Raw genomic sequence first — 24,019 nt, forward strand, 5'->3', positions numbered from 1 at the left:
GATCAGGCGCTGGCCGACAGGCCCCGGCGGGCCGGACGGGCGGCGGGCACGGGCAGCCCGCCCTCGGTGCGCAGCAGCGCACGATCGGCGTCGTCGACGAAGGAGAGGTCGGCCTCCACGTGCCGGCTCGCCGCCGACAGCAGCAGGGCCACCACCGGGTCGGCGGCCTTGCGCCGCAGGCCGTCGAGGTTGCGCAGCTCGCGCATGAGATAGGTGCGCTGCTGGCTGAGCACGGTGCGGACGGTGTCCGCGTCGCCGGAGCGGGCCGCGGCGGTCACCTTGAGGAAGAAGTCGTCGCGGAAGCCGCCGCTGCGCGGCGACGCCTCGTCCAGCCAGCGGCGCAGCTCCGCGCGGCCGTCATCGGTGATCTCGTACATCACCCGGTCCGGCTTCACCGCCTGCGCGTGGCGCTGCGAGCTCACCATCCCGTCGCGGGACAGCCGGTCGAGAATCTGGTAGAGATGGCCGATGTTCAGCGGGCCCCATTGCGGGCCGACCGCCGCCTCGAAGGCACCCTTGAGCTCGTAGCCATAGCTGGGGCCGTGCGACAGCAGCGAGAGCACCGCGTGATGGATCGGCATGCGTAAGAGCGTACCCCTTGCATTGTCACAATGCATTGCGACAGAGTAGGGACGTGATCCCATTCATCTGGGCACATCTACGGGGGCGCGCGGCGAGGTCGGTGGCGCTCCTGCTGGGCGTGCTCACCGCGACCACCGGCTTCACCGTGCTCACCGGCGCGACCGACACGGCCCGGCTGGAGGTCACCGGCGAGGTCGACCGGACCGCCACCGCCGCCTACCAGGTGCTCGTGCGCCCCAAGGGGGTGCGCACCCAGCTGGAGAACGACCGGCAGAAGGTCCGGCCCAACTCGCTCAGCGGCATCTACGGCGGGATCAGCCCGGCGCAGGTCGCGACGATCGCCGGCCTGGACGGCGTGGACGTCGCCGCGCCGATCGCGATGGTCGGCTACGCCAACACCGAGGCCACCAAGATCCTCGACATCACCGACCTCGTCGACCGCTCGCTCGACCGGCAGGTCATCCGCATCGACCGGCGCTTCTTCGCCGACCGCGGGCTGAGCGCCGCCGACGGGCGGCCCTTCTACGTGTACGTCACCAAGCACCAGGTCTCGTTCCCGATCATCAACGGCTACGGCTCGAAGCGGGCGACGTTCACCGGCGGCGAGCAACGGCCCGGCGACGGCATGTGCGCGGGCGAGATCAGCGTGCTGGAGGAGGGCCGGCCGGTCTGCGAGTGGATCACCGGCGGCATCCTGTCCGACCTGCTGACCGACGACGACAACACCCACCTCGACATCGTCCAGCTGACCGCGGACGGCAAGTTCGCGCAGGGCGGGTTCCCGCCGGACGAGAAAGTGCTCAGCACCGACCGGCTCACGGTCGGGATGTACTGGGCCCGGCCCATGCTGCTGGCCGCCGTCGACCCCGTGGCCGAGGCGAAGCTGGTCGGGCTGGACCGCGCCGTCGTCGCCGGCCGCTACCTCACCGCGAACGAGAAGATCGGCGAGTCCGGCAACGAAAAGGTGCTGCCGGTGCTCGCCGTCGAGCAGCCATACCCCGACAACGGCCTGAACATCACCGTGAGCCGCATCGCGATGAGCGCACCGCCGCCGGGCAGCGCGCCCCGCGACGCGATCGACGCCCTGGAGGCGCTGCACGGGCCGGTGGTGTCCACCCAGACCGTGGTGCCCGAGACGTCGGCGCCGGGATACGGGGCGTACCTCAACCCGTTCATGCGCACCGGCGACGTCACCTACCAGGAGAACCCCGACGGCTCGCTGACCGCCGTCGCCGTGCCGGAGAACAGCGAGGCGTTCCGCACGCCCGAGATGCACGGCATCTTCCTGCCATGGCAGATCGACGACACCGCGTTCCGCACCGCCACGCAGGTGCAGAAGATGGGCAGCACGCAGATCGTCGGCGTCTACGACGCGAGCCGGATCGCCGAGTTCAACCCGCTGAGCAAGGTGCCGATGGAGACCTACCAGGCGCCCGAGGCGACCGGCGGCGACCAGCGCACCCGCGACCTGCTCGGCGGGCAGGCGCTGCGCCCGGACGGCAACCCGGCCGGGTACCTCTCCACCCCGCCGACGCTGCTGACCAGCCTCGACGCGCTCTACCAGGCGATGGACGCGCAGTACATCACGACTGGCCGGGACAAGCCGATCTCCGCGGTCCGGGTGCGGGTCGCCGGGGTCACCGGGTTCACCGCCGAGTCGCGCGAACGGGTGCGGGTCGTCGCCGAGCGCATCGCCGCCGAGACCGGGCTCGACGTGGACATCACCTACGGCTCGTCGCCGGCGCCGCAGCTGGTGGACGTCGCGGCGGGCGCGAAGGGCCGGCCCGCGCTGCGGCTGTCGGAGCTGTGGACGCGCAAGGGCGTCGCCGCGGCCATCGTCAGCGCCGTGGACCGCAAGAGCGTCGTGCTGTTCTTCCTGGTACTCGTGGTCTGCGCCCTGTTCCTCACCAACGCCGTCGCCGCCGGGGTCCGGGACCGGCGCACCGAGCTGGCGACGCTCACCGCGCTCGGCTGGCCGGCCCGCCGGGTGTTCGGCACCGTGCTCGGCGAGGTCGCCGCGATCGGGCTGGTCGCCGGTGCGGGGACGATGCTGATCGCGGGCCCGCTCGGGCTCCTGCTCGACGTGCGGGTGCCGTGGGGGCGGGCGCTGCTCGCGGTACCGATTGCGCTGGCTCTTTCGCTCCTGGCCGGTCTGCCGCCGGCGCTGGCCGCGTCCAGGGCCCGCCCGGCGAAGGGGCTGCGGCCCGCGGTGCTGCGACCGCGGCGGGCCGGCCGGCCGCGGGGACCGATCGGCATGGGCCTGCGCAACCTGCTGCGGGTGCCCGGCCGCACGCTGCTGGGCGCGGCGGCGCTGGCCATCGGCATCACCGCGGCCACGCTGCTCGGCGCGGTCACCTTCGCGTTCCACGGCGCGATCATCGGCACGCTGCTCGGCGACGCCGTGTCGGTGCAGGTCCGCTCCGTCGACACGATCGCCGTTGCCGCGACGGTACTGCTCGGCGCCCTCGCCGTCGCCGACGTGCTCTACGTCAACATCCGCGACCGCGCGGCCGAGCTCGCGACGCTGCGCGCCACCGGCTGGACCGCGGGCGCGCTGGGCCGCCTGGTCGCCGCCGAGGGCTTCGGCATCGGCCTGCTCGGCGGCCTGTTCGGCGGCGGCCTCGGCGTGGCCGGCACCGCCTGGCTGGTCGGCACGGTCACCGCGGGCCTGGTCTGGACCGCCGTCGCGACGCTCGCCGCCGGGGCGCTGGTGGCCACGGCCGCCGCGCTCGTACCCGCGCTGCTGCTGCAGCGCATGCCCACCGCTCAACTGCTCGCCGAGGAGTAAGCCATGTCAGGTGCTGCGCTGTCGGTCGACGGGCTGACGAAGCGTTTCCAGGACATCGTCGCCGCCGATGAGCTCTCGCTGGAGATCGCCGCGGGCAGCTTCACCGCCGTCACCGGCCCGAGCGGTTCGGGCAAGTCCACGCTGCTGCACCTCGTCGGCGCCATCGAGTCGGCCGACGGCGGCAAGATCACCGTGGACGGCGTCGAGGTGACGGCCCTGCGGCGGCGCCGGCTCAGCGAGTACCGGCGCACGGTCGGCTTCGTCTTCCAGCGCTACCACCTGCTGCCGGCGCTGACCGCTCTGGACAACGTCATCGCGCCGGTGCTGCCGTTCAAGGTCGGCTTCGACAAGCGAGAACGGGCCCGGGAACTGCTCGACGCCGTCGGGCTGGCCGGGCGGGAGCGGGCGCTGCCGTCCCAGCTCTCCGGCGGCCAGCAGCAGCGGATCGCGATCGCCCGGGCGCTCATCGGCGCGCCGCGGCTGCTGCTGGCCGACGAGCCGACCGGCAACCTCGACTCGGCCAACGGCGGGCAGATCCTCGACCTGCTGCTGGAGCTGCGCGAGCAGCGCGGCATGACGGTCCTGCTGGCCACGCACGAGCAGCACATCGCGGCCCGCTGCGACCGGCTCATCCGCCTCGCCGACGGCAAGCTCGTCGAGGACATCGACCTGACCGAGGGCGAATCGCCGGAGTCCACGCTCGCGCGCGCCACCCAGCTGCGCCTTTAGCCACTGTTTGCCCCCGCCGACGCGCCCGCGGCCTGGCGATCAGCCGCACGGTTGTGGAGCGCCACGGCGACAAGCCCGGCACGACGTTCGTGGTCAGCCTGCCCGCCTCCTGTTCGTAGCGCTTTGCGGCTTTCCCGCATGTCGTTGTGGTTGTCCCCGAGTTTCGCTCGGGTACGTCACGGGGCAAGCTTGGTGCCATGCGGGTTCGATGGTTGATACCGCTCGTGGTGACGGCGCTGGCACTCAGCGCATGCTCCGGCTCGGGCAGTTCCTGGAAAAGCCCCGGCAGTGATACCCCGAGTGCCTCCTCCATCCACATCGCGTCACCGGCCGACGGCGCGAAGGACGTGCCGACGGCGCTTGACCTCGTCTTCTCGGCCCCTTCCACGGCCACGGTGACCCTGAAGGACGCCTCCGGCACCGAGATCTCCGGCTCCCCCGCCACGGACACCGCCACCCAGTCGCCTTCCGGCGCTCCCACGGCCGACACTCGCTGGATTCCGGACAAACAGCTCAAGTGGGGCGCGGAGTACACGGCGACGGTCACCTCCGACGGCGCCACCGGCACCGTGAAGTTCACCACCATGGCCAAGCCGTCCAGCTTCGCCCGCGTGAGCAGCCAGGTCGGCGACAACCAGGTCGTCGGCGTGGGCATGCCCATGATCCTGTCGTTCGCGGTCGACATCCCGAAGGACAAGCGCGCCGAGGTACAACGGCGGCTCTTCATGTCCTCCGACCCACCGCAGGAGGGCGTCTGGAACTGGTTCAGCTCCAAGGAGATCCACTACCGCCCGAAGGAGTACTGGCAGGCCGGCACGAAGCTCAGCCTGCGCGCCGCGCTCGGCGGGGTGTCGTTCGGCGGCAAGTCGTACGGCGAGAAGGACCTCACCGTCGACGCCACGGTCGGCAAGCGCCTGATCATGGAGGTCGACAACGCCACCAAGAAGATGACCATCACCGAGGACGGCACCGTCATCAAGACCATGCCGGTCAGCCTGGGCAAGCCGAGCAACCCGTCCGACAGCGGCAACTTCATCGTGATGGTCAAGAACGAGTGGGAGTGGTTCGACTCCTCCACCTACGGCGTCCCGGTCGACTCCCCCGACGGCTACCGCACCAAGGTCCAGTTCCCGCAGCGCATCACCTGGAGCGGCCAGTACATCCACGCCGCCCCCTGGTCGGTGGCGGACCAGGGCAAACGCAACGTCTCGCACGGCTGCGTGAACATCTCTCTCGAGCTCGCCCAGTGGCTCTACGGCATCACCCACATCGGCGACCCGGTGATCGTGAAGGGAACGGAGGAGCACGTGAAGTACGGCGACGGCTGGACCGACTGGGATCTCCCCTGGGACCAGTACGTGAAGGGCAGCGCCCTCTAGCCCCGTTTTGGCTGGCCGCAGGGGCGTCTGGTAGTCTGATACATCGCGCACGGTGACGCGTCGTTGTTCCATGCGCCAAGAAACCTAACCCGAGCTATCAAGACGAGGCTGTCGCGTGGCGAACATCAAGTCCCAGATCAAGCGCAACCGGCAGAACGAGAAGCGCCGCCTGCGCAACAAGTCGGTCAAGTCGTCGCTGAAGACGGCCATCCGCAAGTTCCACGAGGCGACCGCCTCGGGCGACACCGAGACGGCGGCCACGCTGCTCCGTGACGCTTCGCGCAAGCTGGACAAGGCCGCCAGCAAGGGCGTCATCCACAAGAACCAGGCCGCCAACCGCAAGTCGGCGATCACCAAGAAGCTGCACTCGCTGAACACCGCCGCCTGACGGCGACCTGCTTGCTGCCGGCACCGCGAAAAGCGCCGCCCACTTCGGTGGGGCGGCGCTTTCGCTGTGCCCGCGGCCCGCAACCACGGCCCTGAACGCGCGCCCCTGCACCCGCCACCACGGCCGCTGCTCCTAGCCTCCACAGTCATGCCCCAGCGCCTGCCACCACGGCCCTGAACGCGTGCCCTGCCCCGGCATCCTGGCCCGCTGCGCCTAGCCCACAGCCACGGCCCGGCGCCTGCCATTACGGCGCGGCGCCGGCGCCCGCAACAACGTTGACCTTGGAAGAGCCGAGTCGCTTGCATCGTCCAAGGCCACAGTGACCGGCACACTCATGCCGAACAAATCGGAACTACCGGTTGCATGCCGCACACCCGCACCGGCGACACCAACCCCGGCGGCTGATGCCTCGCGTGCCCCCCGCCGCCCAACTCGCCCGGTCGTGCCTGCCCTGGCTCGCGCGAAGCGCGGAAGCGGGCCGGCGGTGAGGCCGCTCAAGTGTGCGCAGCGACCTCGTCACCCCACCCGGCGTCCTCGCGGCCCAGTCGGCCGGCACATTGGGCGTCGCGGCCCAATCCGTCGGCACGTCGGGCGTGGCGGCCCCCAGTCGGGCGTGGCGGCCCAGTCGGCCGGCACGTCGAGCGTCGCGGCCCGAGCGGGCTCCACGGCGTGCTGTACCCCCCGGCCCTGCGCCGGTCGATCTGTCCACCTCCACGGATGCAGCGGCCGCGACCGCTGGACCCCCGTGCGCGTCTGTGTCCGTCCAGTCGTCCCTAGGCGCTCGTCGTCATCGTCCCGTTCCTCCGCCGCGCGCGGCGATCACCGCGAACACCGCCCGCTCGAGGGCATAGCCGCGGTCATCAGATCCGCCCTTCACCGCGGCGTTGCACTCCGCGGCCGCTCGCATGGCGTCGACGAGCGCCTCGGCCGTCCAGCCACGCGCCTGGCGCTGTGCGCGTTCGACCTTCCACGGAGGCATTCCCAAGCTTCCGGCGAGTTGGTATGCGCCGCCCTTGCCGGCCGCGGCCACCCGCGCGACCGTGCGCACCCCGTCGGCGATGGCGTCGGCGATCGGCACCGGGTCGACGCCGACGTGCAGCGCCCACCGCAGCGCCTCCAGCGCCGCGGCCGTGTCGCCGACCATGACGGCGTCGGCGACGGTGAAGCCGGACACCTCGGCCCGACCCTTGTAGTACTGCGCGACGACCTTCGCATCGATCCGGCCGCCGGTGTCGGCGACGAGCTGCGAGCAGGCCGCGACGATCTCGCGCAGGTCGTTGCCGACGGCCGCGAGCAGCGCCTCGGCGGCGTCCTCGCCGATCTTGCCGCCCTGCCGGCGGATCTCGTTGCGCACGAAGTCGACCCGCTCGCGGTGCTTGGTGATCTTCATGGCCTGCACGACGTCGGCCCCGGCGGCCTTCATGCCGTCGGCGAGCGCCTTGCCCTTGGCGCCGCCCGCGTGCGTGACCACGAGCACGACGTCGTCCTCGGGCTCCTTGGCATACGCAACCAGCGCCGCCGACACGTCCTTCTTCGCGTCCTGCCCGTCCTGCACGACGATCACCCGCCGCCCGCCGAACAGCGAGGGGCTGAGCATCTCGGCGAGCTCGCCCGCGACGAGCTCACCGCCGGGTCGCTGGCGCACCTCGGTGTCGGACTCCTCGGCCCGGGCGGCGGCAATGGTCTCGGCGACGGCGCGGGCGACGAGCAGCTCCTCATCGCCGATCACCAGGCGAAGGCGGGGAAGGTTCGACACGTCGGTCATCGTTTCACGGCCCTACGACAGAAAACGCGCGGCGAAGGTGCCACGTACACATCGTCACTCCTTGCTCACGGCAACGGCGAGCCGGCCGCCCGAGTCGCGCAGCACGGCCAGGTCGCCCTGCTGGTCCGTGCGCAACACCCGCGCGCCACTGCGGGCCAGCCAGGCCAGCAGCACCGGGCTGGGGTGGCCGTAGTCGTTGCCGACGCCGACGCTGACCAGCGCCACCCGCGGCGCGACCGCCTCCAGGAAGCCCTCGTCCTGGTACGAGCTGCCATGGTGCGCGACCTTCAACACATCCGCCCGCAGCACCGCCGGATCGTCCACGGCCAGCAGGCTGAGCTGCTCCTCCGTCTCAGCGTCCCCGGTCAGCAGCACGCGAACCCCGCCGGTCGTCACCGCCAGCACGAGCGAGTTGTTGTTCGGATCCGAACGAGTGCCGGTCACCGGGTGCACCGGCCCCAGCACGTCGATGTGCACGCCGCCGACGTCGAGCGGCCCGGCCACGCGCGCCAGCCCGCGCCCGAGCACGGAGGCCCGCGCCGCGGCCGGCTCGCCGAAGTCGGGCGCGAGCAGGCCGCCGACCGCCCGGCCGCGCAGCACGCCGTCCAGGCCGCCGATGTGGTCGGCGTGGAAGTGGCTGAGCACGAGCAGCGGCACGCGCCGTATCCCGAGCCGCCGCAGGCACCGGTCGACCGCGTCCGGCTCCGGCCCGGCGTCCACGACCACCGCCGCGCCCGGCCCGGCCGCCAACGCGAGCGCGTCGCCCTGCCCGACGTCGCAGGCCACGACCAGCCACCCCGGCGGCGGCCACGGCGCGGCGAGCAGCCGCACGGGCGCGGCCCCGAGCACAACGGCGACGGCCGTGACGAGCACCCAGCGCCGTAGCGCCGGACGCCGGAACGCGACGACCAGCGCCACGATCAGGGCCCCGAGCAGCAGCCCGCCAAGCAGGCCGCCGGGCCACGGCAGCAGGCCCGCCGGCACGTCGGCACCGCGATGGGCGACCAGGATCAGCCATCGCGCCGGCCACGAGGCGAGCCAGGCCGTGAACGCGGACGCTGTCGGTGCGAGCGGTGAGAGCACCGCCGCAAAGATCCCCAGGATCGTGGCCGGCGCGACCGCGGGCGCCGCGAGCAGGTTGGCCGGGACGGTGGCCAGGCTGACGCTCGCCGAGATCGCCGCGATGACCGGCGCGCACGCCGCCTGCGCCGCGGCCGGCACCGCCAGCGCCTCCGCCGCCACCCGCGGCCACCCCCGCGCCCGCAGCGCCTCGGCCCACCGCGGCGCGATCAGCACCAGCCCGCCGGTCGCCAGCACCGACAGCGCAAACCCGGCGTCCACGGCGAGCTCCGGATCGAACACGACCAGCCCGAACACCCCGGCCGCCAGCGACGGCACCGCGGCCCGCGGCCGACCGAGCGCCAGCGCCACCAGCGCGAGCCCGCCCATGGCCGCGGCCCGCAGCACGCTGGGCGACGGCCGCACCAGCACGACGAACCCCGCGAGCGCCACCACGCACAACACCGCCGCCACCCGCGGCCCGGCGCGGCACCACCGCACGACCACGAGCACCAGCCCCAACACGATCGCCAGATTTGCGCCCGAAACGGCCGTCAGGTGCGTGAGCCCGGTCGTCTTGAAGTCGCCGGCGAGCGCCGGATCGAGCCGGCTGGTGTCCCCGACGACGAGCCCCGGCAGCAGCCCACCGGGCTCGGCCGGCAGCCCCGCACAGGCCCGCTGCAGCCCCGCACGCAGCGCCCCCGCGGCCCGCTGCACCCAGGGCGCCGTCCCCTGCAGCGCCGGAGCCCCCGGCACCGACACGAGCGCCGCCCGCAGGTCCCCGCCCCCAGCCGCCGCGAGCCGCCCGTCGGCCTCCGCCTCCTGCCCCGGCAACAGCCCGAGCCACCCGCGATCGCCCGCGAGCACGAGGACGCGTGCGGAGACCACGATCCGCGTTCCGTCCTCGGTGGACACCCACAACAACCGCGCCGGCACCACGACGGTCGCATCGCGCCCCGCCCGCGCCCGTCCGAGCCGCGGGTCGTCGGAGATCCGCACCCCCACGTGCACGCTCGCATGCCGCGCGACCAACCCGCGCAACGGTTCCGCGTCCCGCTCGCCCACCCGCGCCGCGGTGGCCGAGGCCCCACCGGCAATTCCGGCCGCGACCGCCGCAACAATCCATCTGGTACACCAAGTGCCTCGCCCGACTTCCCCCGCCCGTCGCCCCGTCGAAGACCGCCCGTCCCCGCCCGCCCCGCCGCTGCCTCGCACACGCCTCTGCGCCTTCGGGTCCGGCGGCCCGAGCCGGCTCGTCACCGCGGGCCAAGCAATCGCGACGACCAGCGCGATCCCGGCCACCACCCACCCGACACCCGCGGGCGCGAACAGGGCCCCGATCGCCGCGAACCAGCACCCCAACGCGGCCCCCACCAGCCGCAGGTCCGCGCTCATACCGTCACGCGATCCTTGAGCTGCTGAAACTTGGCGTCACCGATCCCCTCGACCTGCCGCAGGTCGGTGACCGCACGAAACCCGCCGTGCTGCTCCCGATACTCGACGATCCGCCCCGCCAGCACCTCCCCGATCCCCGGCAACGTCTGCAACTCGGAGGTCGTCGCGGTGTTCAGGTTGACCAGCCCGCCCGCGGTGCCACCCCCGCCGCCGGCCCCCGCCCCGCTCCCGGCACCCGGCGGCGGCGTGATCCCGATCGCGATCATCTCCCCGTCGACGACCTTGCGCGCGAGGTTGACCCCGGTGAGATCGACGCCCGGCGAGACCCCTCCGGCCGCCTCGATCGCGTCCGCCACCCGGGAACCCGCCGGCAGCCGCACCAGCCCCGGCCTGTTCACGCGCCCGGTGACGGACACGACGACCATCTGCGGCGCGCTGGAGACGGGCGCGGCCGCGGACGCCGCGCTGACCGGCGGCGCCGCCGTCACCTTGGGCCGCGACCACCACACAACCCCGGCCGAGACGAGCACCACGAGCCCGGCCACCGCGAGCAGCACTCGAACCCCGCGCCGCCCCGGATCGAACGCACCCAGCCCACCCCGCCGCTCCCCATGCGCCTCGACCTCGCCGGACCCGGCATCGTCGATCCCGTGCCCGCCGGCCGCGAACTCGGGCTCGAGTCGCTCCAACCCCGCTCCGCGGCCGCGATACACGTCCCCCGCATCGTTCGACGGTCGCCCGGGTCTTCGAAACGTCGCATCCCATGGATACGAATCCTCGCCCGCCTCGGACACGTCCGAATTCTCGGTTTCGTCGGCGGGAAGCCCCGTCACCCGGGCAAGCCGACGTCCCACGGCCGTGCTGTCGTCGTACTGCTCAGAGCGCCACATGCCCGGCAGGTTAGGCCGGATCGGGACCCGTCCGCCGACCCGAGGCCGAACCTGTGGATAACCGCCCGGCGGCCTGTGGACAACGCCCGCGGGGAGCGTTGATCTGCTATGCGACCCGGTGCACGACGACGGCGACCATCCCCGGCCCGACGTGCGCACCGACGACCGCGCCGACCTCCGTGAGGTAGGCGGCGCGCAGCCGCTCGCCCAGGCGCTCCTTGAGCGTGGTCAGCAGCGCATCGGCGCGGTCCGGCGCGGTGAGGTGGTGCACGGCGATGTCCACGTCCCCGTCCCCGGCCGACTCCACCGCGATGTCGACGAGCCGGGCCAGCGCGCGGCTCGCGGTGCGCACCTTCTCCCGCACCACGACCCCCTGATCGGTGGTGTGCAGGATCGGCTTGACCGACAGCGCCGTGCCGAGCAGCGCCGCAGCGGCCCCGATCCGCCCGCCGCGGCGCAGGAACTCGAGGGTGTCGACGTAGAACAGCGTCGTGGTCCGCGCGACGGCGTCGACCGCGGCCTGCCGCACCTCGTCGAGCGACCCGCCGGCCGCGGCGGCCTCGGCGGCGGCCAGCGCCGGAAAGCCGAGCCCCATCCCGGTCGACTGGGTGTCGATGACCTCGACCCGGTCGTCGAACTCCCCGGCCGCCAGCACCGCGGCGTCATACGTCCCCGAAAGCCGGGCCGACAGGTGCACCGACAGCACACCGTCCGCGCCGGAGTCCAGCAGTTCGCGGTACACCTGGGAAAACGCCTCGGGCGACGGCCGCGACGTGGTCACGGCGACCCGCCGCGCGTTCAACGCCTCGGCGACGGTGGCGGAGTCGACGTCGACGGTCTCGAGCCCCGGCACCCCGTTCACCACCACGGCGAGCGGCACGACGGTGAGCCGCCCGCCGCCGGCAACGGTCGCGGGCAACGGCGGCAGGTAGGCGGTCGAGTCGGTAACCACGGCGACGGCGGGGTGTGGGCCGGTCATGACCGCACCGTAGCCGATCCCGCCCCGGAAGTGCGCGGAGGCTGCGGTTACGGCTCGATCCGGGACACCTTGAACGGCGTCCCCTGCTGGCAGGTGGTCATCAGGCCGGGCTCCTCCACCCCGTAGACGGTGACCTGCGCCCCGCTGTTCAGCGCCGATTTGTCGCCGCCGATCAGCAGGTAGATCTTCGCGTCCGTGGCGAGCAGCACGCACCCGGGCTCGACGCCGTCGCGCACCGTGCCGCGGATGGCGATGGTCGAGCCCGCCGCCTGCGGCGGCAGCGACGACGGGCCGCCCGACGCCCTCGCCGAGGGCGAAGCCGGCACGATCGAGGGCGCCGGGCCCTGCACCTGATCGGCGTTCTCTTTCGAGCCGCATCCGCCGAGCGCGCCCAGCCCGAGCCCGGCAATCACAGTCAGCGCAACGATTCGAAGTCTCATAGCACCTTTGACGCTAGACCCCCGGCGCGAGTTCCGACCGGCAGCAAACCTGACGAACCCGCGCAAGCGACCGCTATGCGGCGTTGTGGGCCTCGAGGGTCCAGCCGCGCACCGCATCGTGGCGCAGGTGCGTGGCGTGGCAGTTGTGCAGCGCCCCCAGCGACGGCGCGAGCGACATCGGCCACCCGAGCAGCGCGACCGTCGCGAACCGGGCCGCCGCGCCGTGCGTCGCGGCCACGATCACCGCGTCGGGGCCGGCGGCGGCCGTCACCTCCTGCAGCGCGGCGACCATCCGCTTCGCGACCGCGTCGATCTCCTCGACGCCGGCGTCGTTGACCTCCTCGCCGCGGCGCCAGCGGGCGAACGACTCCGGCCAGCGCTCGGTCACCTCGGCGTGGGTGTGGCCCTCCCAGTCGCCGAAGCCGCGTTCGCGCAGGCGTGGGTCGTAGGCCGGCGACAGGCCCGAGACCTCCGCCAGCGCCGCCGCGGTGGTGGAGGCGCGGTTGAGGTTGCTCGCCACGAGCACGGTCGGGTTGAGCGCGGCCAGTCGCGGTGCGCTCTCCTTGGCCTGCGACACGCCGACCGCGGACAGCGGCGTGTCGGTCTGACCCTGGATCCGATGGGCGGCGTTCCATTCGGTCTGCCCGTGCCGCCAGAGAATGAGCAGCGTCACGCCACAACCCCCGAAGCATCCAGAAACACCACAGCAGCGGACAAACCCGGCACATACGAAAAGCCGGCCACAACGAGTGACGAACCAGGCGATACGACCAACGAAGCCGCAGCGGTCACGCGGAGGCCGGCAGGTCGCGATCCACGAACTCGATCTGCGGGCAGTCCTTCCACAGCCGATCCAAGGCGTAGAACTCCCGCTCCTCGGTGTGCTGCACGTGCACCACGATGTCCACGTAGTCCAGCAGCACCCAGCGCCCACCGCGCTCGCCCTCGCGGCGCACCGGCTTCGCCTTCTCCGGCAGCTGGACCAGGCGCTCCTCGATCGCGTCGACGATCGAGAGGACCTGGCGCTCGTTCGGCGCCGAGGCGAGCAGGAACGCGTCGGTGATGACCAGCTGGTCGGCCACGTCGAGGATGACGATGTCTTCGGCCTTCTTGTCGGCGGCCGCCTGCGCAGCGGTGAGCGCCAGCTCGCGGGCACGCTCAGTGGCGGGCACCGGACTCCCTTCGTCGAACCACCCCGGCCACCTTCACCGGGCTCGTTCCAGCCTCTCACGCCCGTACGACATTTTGCCTCTCGGATGTTCCCGACTTTTCACCGACAAACAGCAACTTTCACCTACGAACCGTGCTTTCGGTACAAACCGCGCTTTGCGATGTACTGCACCACGCCGTCCGGCACCAGATACCAGACCGGCTTGCCCTCCTCGACGCGGCGGCGGCAGTCGGTCGAGGAGATCGCCATCGCGGGGACCTGCACCAGGCTCACCCGATCGGCTGGCAGGTGCTCGGCGTTGAGCTCGAAGCCAGGGCGCGTCACGCCGACGAAGTGCGCCAGCTCGAAGAGGTCCGTGGCGTCCTTCCACGACAGGATCTTGCCCAGCGCGTCGGCGCCGGTGATGAAGAACAGGTCGGTGTGCTCGCCGTAGAGCGTGCTCAGGTCGCGCAGCGTGTCCACCGTGTACGTCGGGCCGCCACGGTCGATATCGACGCGGCTCACCGTGAAGCGCGGGTTGCTGGCGGTGGCGATGACGGTCATGAGATACCGCTCCTCGGCCGGGCTGACCGTGGCCTCGCTCTTCTGCCACGGCTCCCCGGTCGGCACGAAGACGACCTCGTCCAGCCCGAACAGGTCGGCCACCTCGCTGGCGGCCACGAGGTGCCCGTGGTGGATCGGGTCGAAGGTGCCGCCCATGATGCCCACACGCATCATGGCATCGTAATGATCGCAACGTCCGGACGACCGGGTGCCGCACATCACAGCCCATGTCAGCGGCCGGAGCGACCGTAAGGCTGAAAGCCAAGGGGCGCGGCAACCACGAGCCGAGGGCGGCGGTAGCGTGACGCACATGACGTTGTCACACCCGAAAGGCGACTTCGACAACTCGCGCGCCGTCTGGCGGTCCGCGCCCGGCGACAGCCACGGCAGCCGCGTCGAGGTGGCCTTCGTCGATGATCTCATCGGGCTGCGCAACGGCGCCGAACCGGACAGTCCCATCCTGGTGTTCACCCAGTCGGAGTGGGACGCGTTCGTGGCGGGCGCCAAGGACGGCGAGTTCGACGTCTGACGCCCGCCACCGAACGGGCGGCCCGAGGACTCACATGAGCAACGACCGCAGCGGCGTCAGGCGTTCGAGCCGCGGCGCGAGCGCGCGCACCTGCAGCGTGAGCGTCACCGCCTCGAACGTCGCGTCCTGACAGGCCGGGTCGTCCAGCACCGCGACGCGCTCCGAGAGCCACTCGAGGACCTCCGGCCAGTCGTACACCGGCCGCCGCGGATGCGCCCGCACGACCCCCGGCAGGCCCCAGGAGCGCACCGCCGGCACGGGCCGGTCCACCCGCTCCGCGATCGTCTCCGCCGTGACCAGCGAGTCGTCGGCGACGGCGGCCGCGATGCCGAGGCCGGCCGCGTCGAGATCCCGCACACCGGAGGCGACCGCGTCGATCAGCGTCGGCGCCACCCGGTCGAACGCCACCCAGGCGACCACCCCGGAGCCCGCACGCGAAGCTCCGGAACAGCCGAGGCCGGACGGCATCACCTCCACGCACAGGTCGCGGGCCCGGTCGAACAGCGCGTCCGCGGCCGTGTCGACCGGTCCGTCCGCGATCAGCAGCCGGAACTGCCGCGCACGCATCACAGCGCACCCCCGCAGCCCCGGTGCCGGTGCGTGAACGCGTCGATCCGCCGCGCCACCCGCTGCGCCGCCGGCCCCCGCGGCACGTCCGCCGGTATGCCGAGCCAGCCCCGGCACACCGGGCACTCCAGCCGCAGCCAGGCCCGCATCTCGTCGTTGTCGTCATCCGTGTTGCGATGCACAGGTCCCTCCCCCGCTTGCTCGCCCCGCCGGGACCGCTCGACGCGAAGTTCCCGGCGCACGCACCACAGCGAACACCAGAAAACGCCGCTTGGGAGGGGCCAGCGGGGCCCCGCCGCGGCGCACTTGCGGTGCTACTGTTGTCGCCATGTCGCCGCGCACCGTCCGACAGCTCAGCTGGCGCGCCCCCTAGGGGCGGCCGAACTTCGCGCGCATCGCGACATCCCCAACATCACCAAGGGCCGCCCGGGTCGGGCGGTCTTTTCGTGCGTGGCACCCGCTCGGCCTCCGGCCCCAAACCAGGAGGGAACGAGTCACATGTCACACACCGACCGCCGCATCTCGGGGTTCAAGCCGACCGGCGCGCTGCAGCTCGGCAACTACCTCGGCGCGATCGCCCCGGTCGTGCGGGGCCAGCACGCCCAGCCCACCGTGGTGTTCGTCGCCGACCTGCACGCCCTCACGGTGCCGCACGATCCGCATCGCCTGCGAGAGCTGTCCCTGCAGGTCGCGGGCCTGCTGCTGGCCGCCGGCGTCGACCCGCGGCGCTCGGTGCTCTACCGGCAGTCCGACCTGCCCGCCCACGCGGAGCTGCACTACCTGCTGGAGTGCGTCGCGGGCTACGGCGAGGTGCACCGCATGATCCAGTTCAAGGAGAAGGGCGGCGGCAGCGGCACCCGCCTGTCGCTGCTCACCTACCCCGTGCTCATGGCCGCCGACATCCTGCTGCACGACATCGCCGAGGTGCCCGTCGGCCGCGACCAGCGCCAGCACGTCGAGCTCACCCGCGATCTCGCGCTGCGCTTCAACGAGCGCTACGGCCCGGTGTTCACCGTTCCGCGGGCCGTCCTGCCGGAGGTGGCCGCGCGCGTGGCCGACCTCGCCGACCCGACCGCCAAGATGGGCAAGACCAACGCCTCGACCAACGGGGTGCTGTTCCTGCTCGACCCGCCCGACGTGCTGCGCCGCAAGATCATGCGGGCGGTGACGGACGCGGGCACCGAGGTCGGCTACGACCCGGAGCGCAAGCCGGGCGTCTCCAACCTGCTCGACCTGCTCTCGGCGTGCACGGGCGAGGCGCCCGAACGCATCGCACCGCAGTACCACAGCTATGGCAGCCTCAAGGCGGCCACCGCCGACGCCGTGATCGCGATGCTGGAGCCGATCCAGCGCCGGTACCACGAACTCACCGAATCCGACATCGAAACGGCGCTCGAACAGGGGGCCGACCGGGCCCGGGAGCGGGCCGACGCAACGGTGCAACGGGTCAAGAGCGCGATGGGCCTCAGCAGGCACACCGTCAGAACCGCACGGCCCGTTCCCGCAGGTAGCCCAGCGACGCCGGCGACGGCACCGGCACCGCGCTGAAGCGGGCCGGCCGATAGTCGATCTCCTCGACGAGCAGATCGGCCTCCACGAGCAGCGCCCACGGGACGTGGAACACCTTCTCGCCCGGCACGGACACGCCCACCAGGTCGACGGCGGGCAGCAGGGCCGGCGTGCCGACCGCCCACAGCGCGGACGTGAACGCCGACCCGTCCGGCCGGGTGGCGAGGGCGGCCTCGGCCAGCCGCGGGTCGCCCAGGGTGCGCCGCTGGTGCTCGGCGACGTCGACCGCGAGCCGCCGGGCGGCCCGCGCCGCGGCCGGGTGGGCCGGGTGCCCGCGCGGCGGCAGGAACGGCACGACGCGCCCCTCGTCGTCGGTCGTGTACGCCATCGGCGACAGCGGCCGCGGCGTGCGCGCGTACTCGTCGCTGGCCAGCTCGAACAGCTGCTCGACCAGGCGCGGCTCGTCGGCGCAGACCAGCAGCATGAGCGTGCTGGGCAGGAACGCGACGGCGCGCCCGCCGACCTGCTCGTCGAGCTCGGCGAGCCAGCCGTCCAGCAGCACCCACGAGACCAGCTGCTCGCCGCCGTAGTCGGGCACATGGAGTACCGAAGGACCGAAGAAGCCCGCCGAGGCCGGCAGGTCGGCGCGGGCCAGGGTGCGGTGATGGGCCGCGGCGAAGATCTCCTCCGAGCTCACCCCCCACCGGCCGGGGCTGTCGATGTCCAGCGGCACGTCACCCACGAGCACGACCTCATCGAGGTGCGGCAGCGCCGGGCGGCGCAGCGTGCGGGTGCCGCGCGCGGCGTGGCGCAGGGCGAGCCGCAGGTCCGGCAGCGCCTCGGCGAAGGACTCCGGCTGGACCGGCGGCGCGAGGCTGTGCGCCACGAACTCCCGCACGAACTGCTTGCGGTCGCCGGTATTGCGTTGGTACTGCGTGAAGGCCTTCGAAAGGAAGAGTGTGCTGTACGCGTCCTGGCCGCATTCGCAGACGATGGCGAACTGGGTCGGGCGGAATTCGGCGTCGGTGAATCCGAGTCTGCGCAGCTCCGCCAGGACCTGGTCGGCGAAGCGCTCCCGTGGTGAACGGGCCGGTCGGGTCAGCCGCTCGAGGATGCCCACCGACCAGACACTAGCCTCAGGCGAGCTCGGACGCGATGGGCTCCGTCGCAATCACGAGTTTTTCGTAGCACAGGCTGAGCCGGCTGTGTACGTACGGCCCATACGGCGGAATCGGTCGGTAACCGGCCGATTCGTACAGCCGTATGGACTCGGGCTGCCGTTGCCCGGTTTCGAGCCGGATGAGCGAATAGTGCGATCCCGCGGCGAGGTCCTCCAGCGCCGCGAGCACCCGCCGGGCGAGGCCGTTGCCGCGGTACGCCGGCCGCACGTACATGCGCTTGACCTCGACGGTCTGGTCGTCCAGCGGCTGGATCCCGCCGCAGCCGGCGGCGACGCCGTCGACGGTGGCCAGCACGAACCGGGCGAGCGGGTCGACCGGGAACCGCCGCGCGTCGGGGCTGCCGTAGCGGTTGGCCGCCTCGTCGCCCGACAGCGCGACCAGCTCGGAGACGGCCGGGTCGGCGCTGCTGCGGCGGACCACCCGGACGTCGCGACCGGCGTCGTCGAAGCGCTTCTCGAAGCAGCGGCTGCTCTCGTACTTCACGTAGCGTCCGAACCGCGTGATGGGCCGGTAGCCGGCGCCCAGGAACAGCGAGATGGCCTCCGGCGAGGTGACGTTCGCCTCGACCCGCAGCACGCGGTGGCCGCGCGACGCGGCGAGGTCCTCGAGCGCGGCGAGCATCCGCCGGGCGAGGCCGCGGCCACGGTACGCCGGGCGCACGTACAGCCGGGTCACCTCGGCGGCGTCGATGTCGATCGGGAGCAGCGCGCCGCAGGCAACGGCGTCCCCGCCGGCGACCGCGACCAGATACCGGGCGGCCGGGTCGACCGCGTACACGTGGCCCTCCCGGCCACCGTCGCGCGCGCGCAGCTCGACCTGCTGGTCGACGACGAGCGCGATCACCTCCGAGTCGCCCGATGGACGATGCTCGATCAACATGGGACGACGGTACGCACTATCCGTTTCCCCGATGTTTCACTCGACCGTCGAGTCTCGTTGCGCGGTGGGTTAAAAATCGTCCCCCGCGGGTGAATCTTCCAGCTCCTCGAACGGGCGGCGCCGCGCCGCCCGCATGGCCTTGCGCTCGGCCGCTCCGACCCGCTTGTTCGGGTCCTCGAGGCGGTAGTCGGTGCCCCGGTTGCCGGGCACGAACTCCTCCTCGACAAACGCGTTGGGCTGCCAATCGAATTCATGGACGCCAATTCGAACCGGATCGCCGGGCTCGGCGCCGGCCTTCTTCAGCCCGACCTCGACGCCCAGCCGGGCGAGGCGGTCGGCAAGATACCCGACGGCCTCGTCGTTGTCGAAGTTCGTCTGGCGCACCCAGCGCTCCGGCGCGCCGCCGCGCACCACGTAGACGCCCTCGGCGTCGCGCTCGATGGTGAAGCCGCTGTCGTCGACGGCGACCGGGCGCAGGATGATCCGGGTGCGCTCGACCGCCGGCGCGGCCAGCCGGTGCTGCTTGACCTGCTCGGCCATGGCGAAGACGAGCTCGCGCAGCCCCTCGTGGGTGACGGCGCTGACGGTGTGCACCGCCAGGCCGCGGGCCTCGAGCTCGGGGCGCACGATGTCGGCGAGGTCGCGCCCGTCGGGCACGTCGATCTTGTTGAGCACGACGAGCCGGGGCCGGTCCTCGAGCCCGCCGTACGCGTCCAGCTCCGCCTCGATGGCGTCGATGTCGGACAGCGGGTCGCGCTCGGTCTCCAGCGCCGCCGTGTCGATGACGTGCACGAGCACCGCGGTGCGTTCGATGTGCCGCAGGAACTCCAGGCCCAGGCCCTTGCCGGTGGCGGCGCCCGGGATCAGGCCGGGCACGTCGGCGACCGTGAAGGTCTCGTCGCCGGCCTGCACGACGCCGAGGTTTGGCACGAGGGTGGTGAACGGGTAGTCGGCGATCTTCGGCCGGGCCGCGGAGATGGCCGCGATCAGCGACGACTTGCCGGCCGACGGGAAGCCGACCAGGCCCACGTCGGCGACGCTCTTGAGCTCGAGCACCACGTCGAGCTGCTCGCCGGGCTCGCCCAGCTCGGCGAAGCCGGGCGCCTTGCGGCGGGTGCTGGCCAGCGAGGCGTTGCCGCGCCCGCCCCGGCCACCGCGGGCGAGCTCGAACTGGGTGCCGACGCCGACGAGATCGGCGAGGACCTCACCGTCGAGGGTCTGCACGACGGTGCCGTCGGGCACCCGCAGGGTGAGCGTGTCGCCGTTGGCGCCGTCACGGTCGTTCCCGGCCCCGCCGTTGCCGTTGCGGGCCCTCTGGTGCGGGTGGAAGTGGAAGTCGAGCAGCGTATGCACGCCGGCGTCGACGATCAGCGTGACGCTGCCGCCGTGCCCGCCGTCGCCGCCGTCGGGGCCGCCGAACGGCTTGAACTTCTCCCGGTGGATGGACACGCAGCCGTGACCGCCGTCGCCGGCCTTCACGTGCAGCACGGCCCGGTCAACGAACGAGGTCACGGTGACAACCTTTCAAAAGCAGTTCATGGCTCCGGTCCGTGCAACGCACGACCGTTGCTCCCGTCAGACACCGGTCGATGCTTGACGCATCTCCCTGCGGCGTCCGCGGTGCCAAGAGCAGAAGAAACCCCGACAACAGCAACGGCGGGCCGGGGGCGCGTATGCCCCCTGCCCGCCGCGCGAACGTTCGAACTCAGCCCTCGGCCAGCGTGATGCTGACCGTCTTGCGGCCGCGCTTGGTGCCGAAGGTCACGTGACCGGCGGCGAGCGCGAAGAGCGTGTCGTCGCCACCGCGGCCGACGAGCTCGCCCGGGTGGAACTTGGTCCCGCGCTGGCGGATGATGATCTCGCCGGCGTTGACCAGCTGGCCGCCGAAACGCTTCACGCCGAGCCGCTGGGCGGCGGAGTCGCGCCCGTTCCGCGAGCTGGACGCACCCTTTTTGTGTGCCATGGCGCTTGGCCCTACTTCCCGGTGGAGATGCCGGTGACCTTGACCTGGGTCAGCGGCTGACGGTGACCCTGACGCTTGTGGTAGCCGGTCTTGTTCTTGAACTTGTGGATCCGGATCTTCGGACCCTTGGTGTGCGCAACGACCTCAGCGGTCACCGCGGCACTGGCAAGCTTGGCAGCGTCGGTGATGAGATCCTCGCCGTCGACAAGCAGGACCGCGGAGAGCGTCAGCGCATCGCCCGGCTCGCCCGCGAGCTTCTCGACCTCGATCACATCGCCCTCGGCGACCTTGTACTGCTTGCCGCCGGTCTTGACGATCGCGTACATGGGACGCGGACTCCTGTCGTAGCTACGGGCGGGCTAGGCGGGTCGCGTGTTTCGGTGCTTCAACCTGAGGCATTACACCGGCACGCAAAGACCCCGCGCACGAAAGTGCGCTTTGATGAGAGTACGCCATGGCCGGCGTACTCCCAAAATCAGGGCCGGGTCCGGCGGCGTACGCCGCCCCGGCGGGTCCGTCGGCGGGCGCCGTTGCCCGCGGACTCGTCCTCGTCCTCCTCGACGTTGTCGGGGTCGTCCTCGGAGGCGATCGGCGTGTACTCCGCCTCCTCCTGGACGTCCTCGACCACGTGCGGTGCCTCGACGCCGTCGACCTCCGCAGGGGCCTCCTCGGCGACCGCGGTGGCGCCCCTGCGGCCGCGCCGGCGGCTGCGCGGCGCGGGGGCGTCGGCCTCCTCCACGCCGCTGGTGACGCCCGGTGCGGCGGCCGCGGTGGCGACCTTGGCCACGGCGTGGCCGTGCCCGCCCGCGCCGACGGCGCGCTTCTCGGGGATCGGCTCGGTGTGGATGATCAGGCCGCGGCCCTTGCAGACCTCGCAGGTCTCGCTGAAGGCCTCGAGCAGGCCCTGCCCGACCCGCTTGCGGGTCATCTGGACCAGCCCGAGCGAGGTGATCTCGGTGACCTGGTGCTTGGTCCGGTCCCGGCCCAGGCACTCGGTCAGCCGGCGCAGCACCAGCTCGCGGTTGGACTCCAGGACCATGTCGATGAAGTCGATGACGATGATGCCGCCGAGGTCGCGCAGGCGCAGCTGGTGGACGATCTCCTCGGCCGCCTCGAGGTTGTTGCGGGTGACCGTCTCCTCGAGGTTGCCGCCGGCGCCGGTGTACTTGCCGGTGTTGACGTCGATCACGGTCATCGCCTCGGTGCGGTCGATGACCAGGCTGCCGCCGGAGGGCAGGAACACCCGCCGGTCCAGCGCCTTGATCAGCTGCTCGTCGATGCGCAGGTCGGCGAAGACGTCGCCGGTGCCCGTGTAGCGGTGCACCCGGTCGACGAGGTCCGGCGAGACGTGCGACAGGTAGGGCTCGACCGACTCGAACGCGTCGCTGCCCTGGATCACCAGGTCGCGGAAGTCCTCGTTGAACAGGTCGCGCACGACCCGCACGACGAGCTCGGGCTCCTCGTACAGCAGGGCCGGCGCGCTGCTGCCCCGGGACTTCTCCTGGATCGCCTCCCACTGCGCCTGCAGCCGCTTCACGTCGCGGGCCAGGTCGTCCTCGGAGGCACCCTCGGCCGCCGTGCGCACGATCACACCGGCGCCGTCGGGCACGAGGTTCTTGAGCACGTCGCGCAGGCGCTTGCGCTCCACGTCCGACAGCTTCCGGCTGATACCGGAGGCGTTGCCGTTGGGCACGTACACCAGGTGCCGCCCGGACAGCGCGATGTGGCTGGTCAGGCGGGCGCCCTTGGTGCCGATGGGGTCCTTGGTGACCTGCACGAGCACCGAGTCGCCGCTCTTGAGCGCCTGCTCGATCGTGCGGGTGCGCCCCTCCAGGCCGGTGGCGTCCCAGTTGACCTCGCCGGCGTAGAGCACGGCGTTGCGGCCCCGGCCGATGTCGACGAACGCCGCCTCCATGCTGGGCAGCACGTTCTGCACCCGGCCGAGGTAGACGTTGCCGACCATCGAGCTCGACGACGCCCGGGTGACGTAGTGCTCGACGAGCACCTTGTCCTCGAGCACGGCGATCTGGGTGCGGTCGTTCTTCTGGCGGATGACCATGGAGCGGTCGACCGCCTCGCGGCGGGCCAGGAACTCGGACTCGCTGAGGATCGGCGGGCGGGTGCGGCGCTGCTCGCGGCCGTCCCGGCGACGCTGGCGCTTGGCCTCCAGGCGGGTCGACCCGGAGACGCCCTGCACCTCGTCCCGCTCGCGGGTAGCGGTGCGCGGCTCGCGGATCTTCACGACCACGTGCGGGTCGTCGGCGGCCTCGGCATCGGCGGAGCCCTTGCGGCGACGGCGGCGCCGGCGGCGGGTCAGCCCCTCGCCGTCGTCCTCGCCCTCGTCCTCGGCGGCGGCCTCCACCTCTTCGGCGGCGGCCTCCTCGTCGGCCTCCTCGGCCTCGGCGTCCGCCTCGTCCAGCTCCTCGCCGGCGGGGCCCCGCCCACGGCCACGGCCGCGGCGGCCGCGGCGGCGACGGCGGCGCACGCCACCCTCGAAGCCCTCTTCCTCTTCGTCCTCGTCCACCTCGGCCTCGTCGACCTCGGCGGGCGCCTCGAGCTCCTCGGCGACCTCGGCCGGCTCCTCGACGAAGACCTCCTCGGCCGCGGCGCGGCCACGGCGCCGGCGGCGGGTACGCGCGGCCGGCTCCTCCTCGGCGTACTCCACGTCCTCGACGGGCTCCGGGCGCACGGGGGCGACCTGCTCGCTCGGCGGCATGAACAGCAGCTGGACGGGCGCGGCGCGGCGGCCCCGGCGGGCCGGCGGCTCGGGCTCCGGCTCCTCCTGCACGACCAGCGGCTCGAGCTCCTCGGGGGTCTCGACCGCCTCTTCGTCCGGCTCCTCGAGAAGCTCGGCGACCGGCTCCTCGAGCGGCAGTTCCGCGATCGGCATTTCCTCGGGTGACGGCTCCTCGACGACCTTGGCGCGGCTGCGCCGGGTCCTGGTCGCCTTCACGGGCGGCGCGGCCGGTTCCTCGATGGGCAGCGCCTGCTGCGCCGAATCGCCCGATTCGGCCCCCTCCGTCACCTTCCGGCGGCGGCGCGTGGCCTTCACCGGAGCGGGGGCGGCTGCGGGTTCGATCTCGGCCGGAGGTTCGGCAGCAGGTTCAGCGGCAGGGGGTTCGGCGGCAGCCTTCGTCGTGCGGCGCCGCGTGCGGCGGACGGGGGTCTCGGTCTCGCTGGCTGCGGCAGCGACCACCGGCTCTTCGCCGGTGGTGTCGCCGCTCGCCGACTCGTTGTCGAACATGCGGACGTTCTCCAGTTCTGGCGCTCCCGGGCGCGTAAC

At 72.4% G+C, this 24,019-nt stretch carries 23 protein-coding genes; 6 read left to right on the forward strand and 17 right to left on the reverse strand.

What is annotated here, in order from left to right:
• Positions 1-2: 2 nt before the first annotated feature.
• Positions 3-581 (reverse strand): PadR family transcriptional regulator, encoded by a 579-nt coding sequence (locus tag ABD901_RS41310; protein WP_345136091.1) that lies wholly within the window; start codon positions 579-581, stop codon positions 3-5.
• Between the two features lie 53 nt (positions 582-634).
• On the opposite strand from ABD901_RS41310, the gene ABD901_RS41315 reads away from it, so the two are divergent.
• The 4 genes from ABD901_RS41315 to rpsT all read left to right on the forward strand — a co-directional run bounded on the left by ABD901_RS41315 (position 635) and on the right by rpsT (position 5,866).
• Positions 635-3,370 carry an FtsX-like permease family protein gene (locus ABD901_RS41315; RefSeq protein WP_345136093.1) on the forward strand — a complete coding sequence of 912 codons (2,736 nt, stop codon included), beginning with the start codon at positions 635-637 and terminating at the stop codon, positions 3,368-3,370.
• Between the two features lie 3 nt (positions 3,371-3,373).
• Positions 3,374-4,099, forward strand: coding sequence for an ABC transporter ATP-binding protein (locus tag ABD901_RS41320; RefSeq protein WP_345136095.1), 726 nt, complete (start codon positions 3,374-3,376; stop codon positions 4,097-4,099).
• Between the two features lie 197 nt (positions 4,100-4,296).
• On the forward strand, positions 4,297-5,478 hold the full coding sequence (locus ABD901_RS41325) for a L,D-transpeptidase (RefSeq protein WP_345136097.1): 1,182 nt from the start codon (positions 4,297-4,299) through the stop codon (positions 5,476-5,478).
• Positions 5,479-5,593: 115 nt separating this feature from the next.
• On the forward strand, positions 5,594-5,866 hold the full coding sequence (gene rpsT, locus ABD901_RS41330) for a 30S ribosomal protein S20 (RefSeq protein ID WP_345136099.1): 273 nt from the start codon (positions 5,594-5,596) through the stop codon (positions 5,864-5,866).
• A 787-nt stretch (positions 5,867-6,653) separates the two neighbouring features.
• Here the strand turns inward: rpsT and holA are convergent.
• The 8 genes from holA to nadD form a co-directional block, all read right to left on the reverse strand.
• On the reverse strand, positions 6,654-7,631 hold the full coding sequence (gene holA, locus ABD901_RS41335; protein ID WP_345136101.1) for a DNA polymerase III subunit delta: 978 nt from the start codon (positions 7,629-7,631) through the stop codon (positions 6,654-6,656).
• A 54-nt stretch (positions 7,632-7,685) separates the two neighbouring features.
• Positions 7,686-10,085: a ComEC/Rec2 family competence protein gene (locus tag ABD901_RS41340; protein ID WP_345136103.1), complete on the reverse strand. Its 2,400-nt coding sequence runs from the start codon at positions 10,083-10,085 to the stop codon at positions 7,686-7,688.
• Positions 10,082-10,975 carry a ComEA family DNA-binding protein gene (locus tag ABD901_RS41345; RefSeq protein ID WP_345136105.1) on the reverse strand — a complete coding sequence of 298 codons (894 nt, stop codon included), beginning with the start codon at positions 10,973-10,975 and terminating at the stop codon, positions 10,082-10,084. Before ABD901_RS41345 ends, ABD901_RS41340 begins: the two co-directional genes overlap by 4 nt.
• Before the next feature lie 106 nt (positions 10,976-11,081).
• Positions 11,082-11,954 (reverse strand): DegV family protein, encoded by an 873-nt coding sequence (locus ABD901_RS41350; protein WP_345136107.1) that lies wholly within the window; start codon positions 11,952-11,954, stop codon positions 11,082-11,084.
• Positions 11,955-12,001: 47 nt separating this feature from the next.
• Positions 12,002-12,394 (reverse strand): hypothetical protein, encoded by a 393-nt coding sequence (locus ABD901_RS41355; protein ID WP_345136109.1) that lies wholly within the window; start codon positions 12,392-12,394, stop codon positions 12,002-12,004.
• A 73-nt stretch (positions 12,395-12,467) separates the two neighbouring features.
• Positions 12,468-13,067, reverse strand: a complete 600-nt coding sequence (locus ABD901_RS41360; RefSeq protein WP_345136111.1) for a histidine phosphatase family protein — start codon at positions 13,065-13,067, stop codon at positions 12,468-12,470.
• 115 nt (positions 13,068-13,182) lie between these two features.
• The gene (gene rsfS, locus ABD901_RS41365; RefSeq protein WP_344614223.1) at positions 13,183-13,566 is read right to left on the reverse strand and encodes a ribosome silencing factor; all 384 of its coding nucleotides are present in this window, start codon (positions 13,564-13,566) and stop codon (positions 13,183-13,185) included.
• Between the two features lie 122 nt (positions 13,567-13,688).
• Positions 13,689-14,279 (reverse strand): nicotinate-nucleotide adenylyltransferase, encoded by a 591-nt coding sequence (gene nadD / locus ABD901_RS41370; RefSeq protein WP_345136113.1) that lies wholly within the window; start codon positions 14,277-14,279, stop codon positions 13,689-13,691.
• A gap of 139 nt (positions 14,280-14,418) precedes the next feature.
• On the opposite strand from nadD, the gene ABD901_RS41375 reads away from it, so the two are divergent.
• Entirely contained in the window at positions 14,419-14,637 is a 219-nt protein-coding gene (locus ABD901_RS41375) for a DUF397 domain-containing protein (protein WP_345136115.1), read from the forward strand.
• 30 nt (positions 14,638-14,667) lie between these two features.
• Here the strand turns inward: ABD901_RS41375 and ABD901_RS41380 are convergent, their stop codons facing one another.
• Together ABD901_RS41380 and ABD901_RS41385 are read right to left on the reverse strand one after the other, a co-directional pair.
• The gene (locus ABD901_RS41380) at positions 14,668-15,204 is read right to left on the reverse strand and encodes a hypothetical protein (RefSeq protein WP_345136116.1); all 537 of its coding nucleotides are present in this window, start codon (positions 15,202-15,204) and stop codon (positions 14,668-14,670) included.
• Entirely contained in the window at positions 15,204-15,386 is a 183-nt protein-coding gene (locus tag ABD901_RS41385; protein ID WP_345136118.1) for a hypothetical protein, read from the reverse strand. The genes ABD901_RS41380 and ABD901_RS41385 overlap by 1 nt, the downstream gene beginning before the upstream one ends.
• 316 nt (positions 15,387-15,702) lie before the next feature.
• Here ABD901_RS41385 and trpS point away from each other — a divergent pair, with 316 nt between their 5' ends.
• Positions 15,703-16,752 (forward strand): tryptophan--tRNA ligase, encoded by a 1,050-nt coding sequence (trpS, locus tag ABD901_RS41390; RefSeq protein WP_345136120.1) that lies wholly within the window; start codon positions 15,703-15,705, stop codon positions 16,750-16,752.
• Here the strand turns inward: trpS and ABD901_RS41395 are convergent.
• From ABD901_RS41395 to ABD901_RS41420, 6 genes are all read right to left on the reverse strand, one after another.
• On the reverse strand, positions 16,685-17,833 hold the full coding sequence (locus ABD901_RS41395; RefSeq protein WP_345136122.1) for a hypothetical protein: 1,149 nt from the start codon (positions 17,831-17,833) through the stop codon (positions 16,685-16,687). The two genes, trpS and ABD901_RS41395, sit on opposite strands and share 68 nt — an antisense overlap.
• A 16-nt stretch (positions 17,834-17,849) precedes the next feature.
• Complete coding sequence (locus ABD901_RS41400; protein WP_345136124.1) at positions 17,850-18,773, reverse strand: GNAT family N-acetyltransferase; 924 nt, start codon at positions 18,771-18,773, stop codon at positions 17,850-17,852.
• Between the two features lie 69 nt (positions 18,774-18,842).
• Positions 18,843-20,285, reverse strand: coding sequence for a GTPase ObgE (gene obgE / locus ABD901_RS41405; RefSeq protein WP_345136126.1), 1,443 nt, complete (start codon positions 20,283-20,285; stop codon positions 18,843-18,845).
• Positions 20,286-20,478: 193 nt separating this feature from the next.
• Positions 20,479-20,736, reverse strand: a complete 258-nt coding sequence (gene rpmA, locus ABD901_RS41410; RefSeq protein WP_345136128.1) for a 50S ribosomal protein L27 — start codon at positions 20,734-20,736, stop codon at positions 20,479-20,481.
• An 11-nt stretch (positions 20,737-20,747) separates the two neighbouring features.
• Entirely contained in the window at positions 20,748-21,062 is a 315-nt protein-coding gene (gene rplU, locus ABD901_RS41415) for a 50S ribosomal protein L21 (RefSeq protein WP_345136130.1), read from the reverse strand.
• A gap of 149 nt (positions 21,063-21,211) precedes the next feature.
• Positions 21,212-23,980 carry an Rne/Rng family ribonuclease gene (locus tag ABD901_RS41420; protein WP_345136131.1) on the reverse strand — a complete coding sequence of 923 codons (2,769 nt, stop codon included), beginning with the start codon at positions 23,978-23,980 and terminating at the stop codon, positions 21,212-21,214.
• Positions 23,981-24,019 lie beyond the last annotated feature (39 nt).

Origin of the sequence: Dactylosporangium darangshiense (genome assembly GCF_039537565.1) — a bacterium.
Classification (GTDB): Bacteria; Actinomycetota; Actinomycetes; order Mycobacteriales; family Micromonosporaceae; genus Dactylosporangium; species Dactylosporangium darangshiense.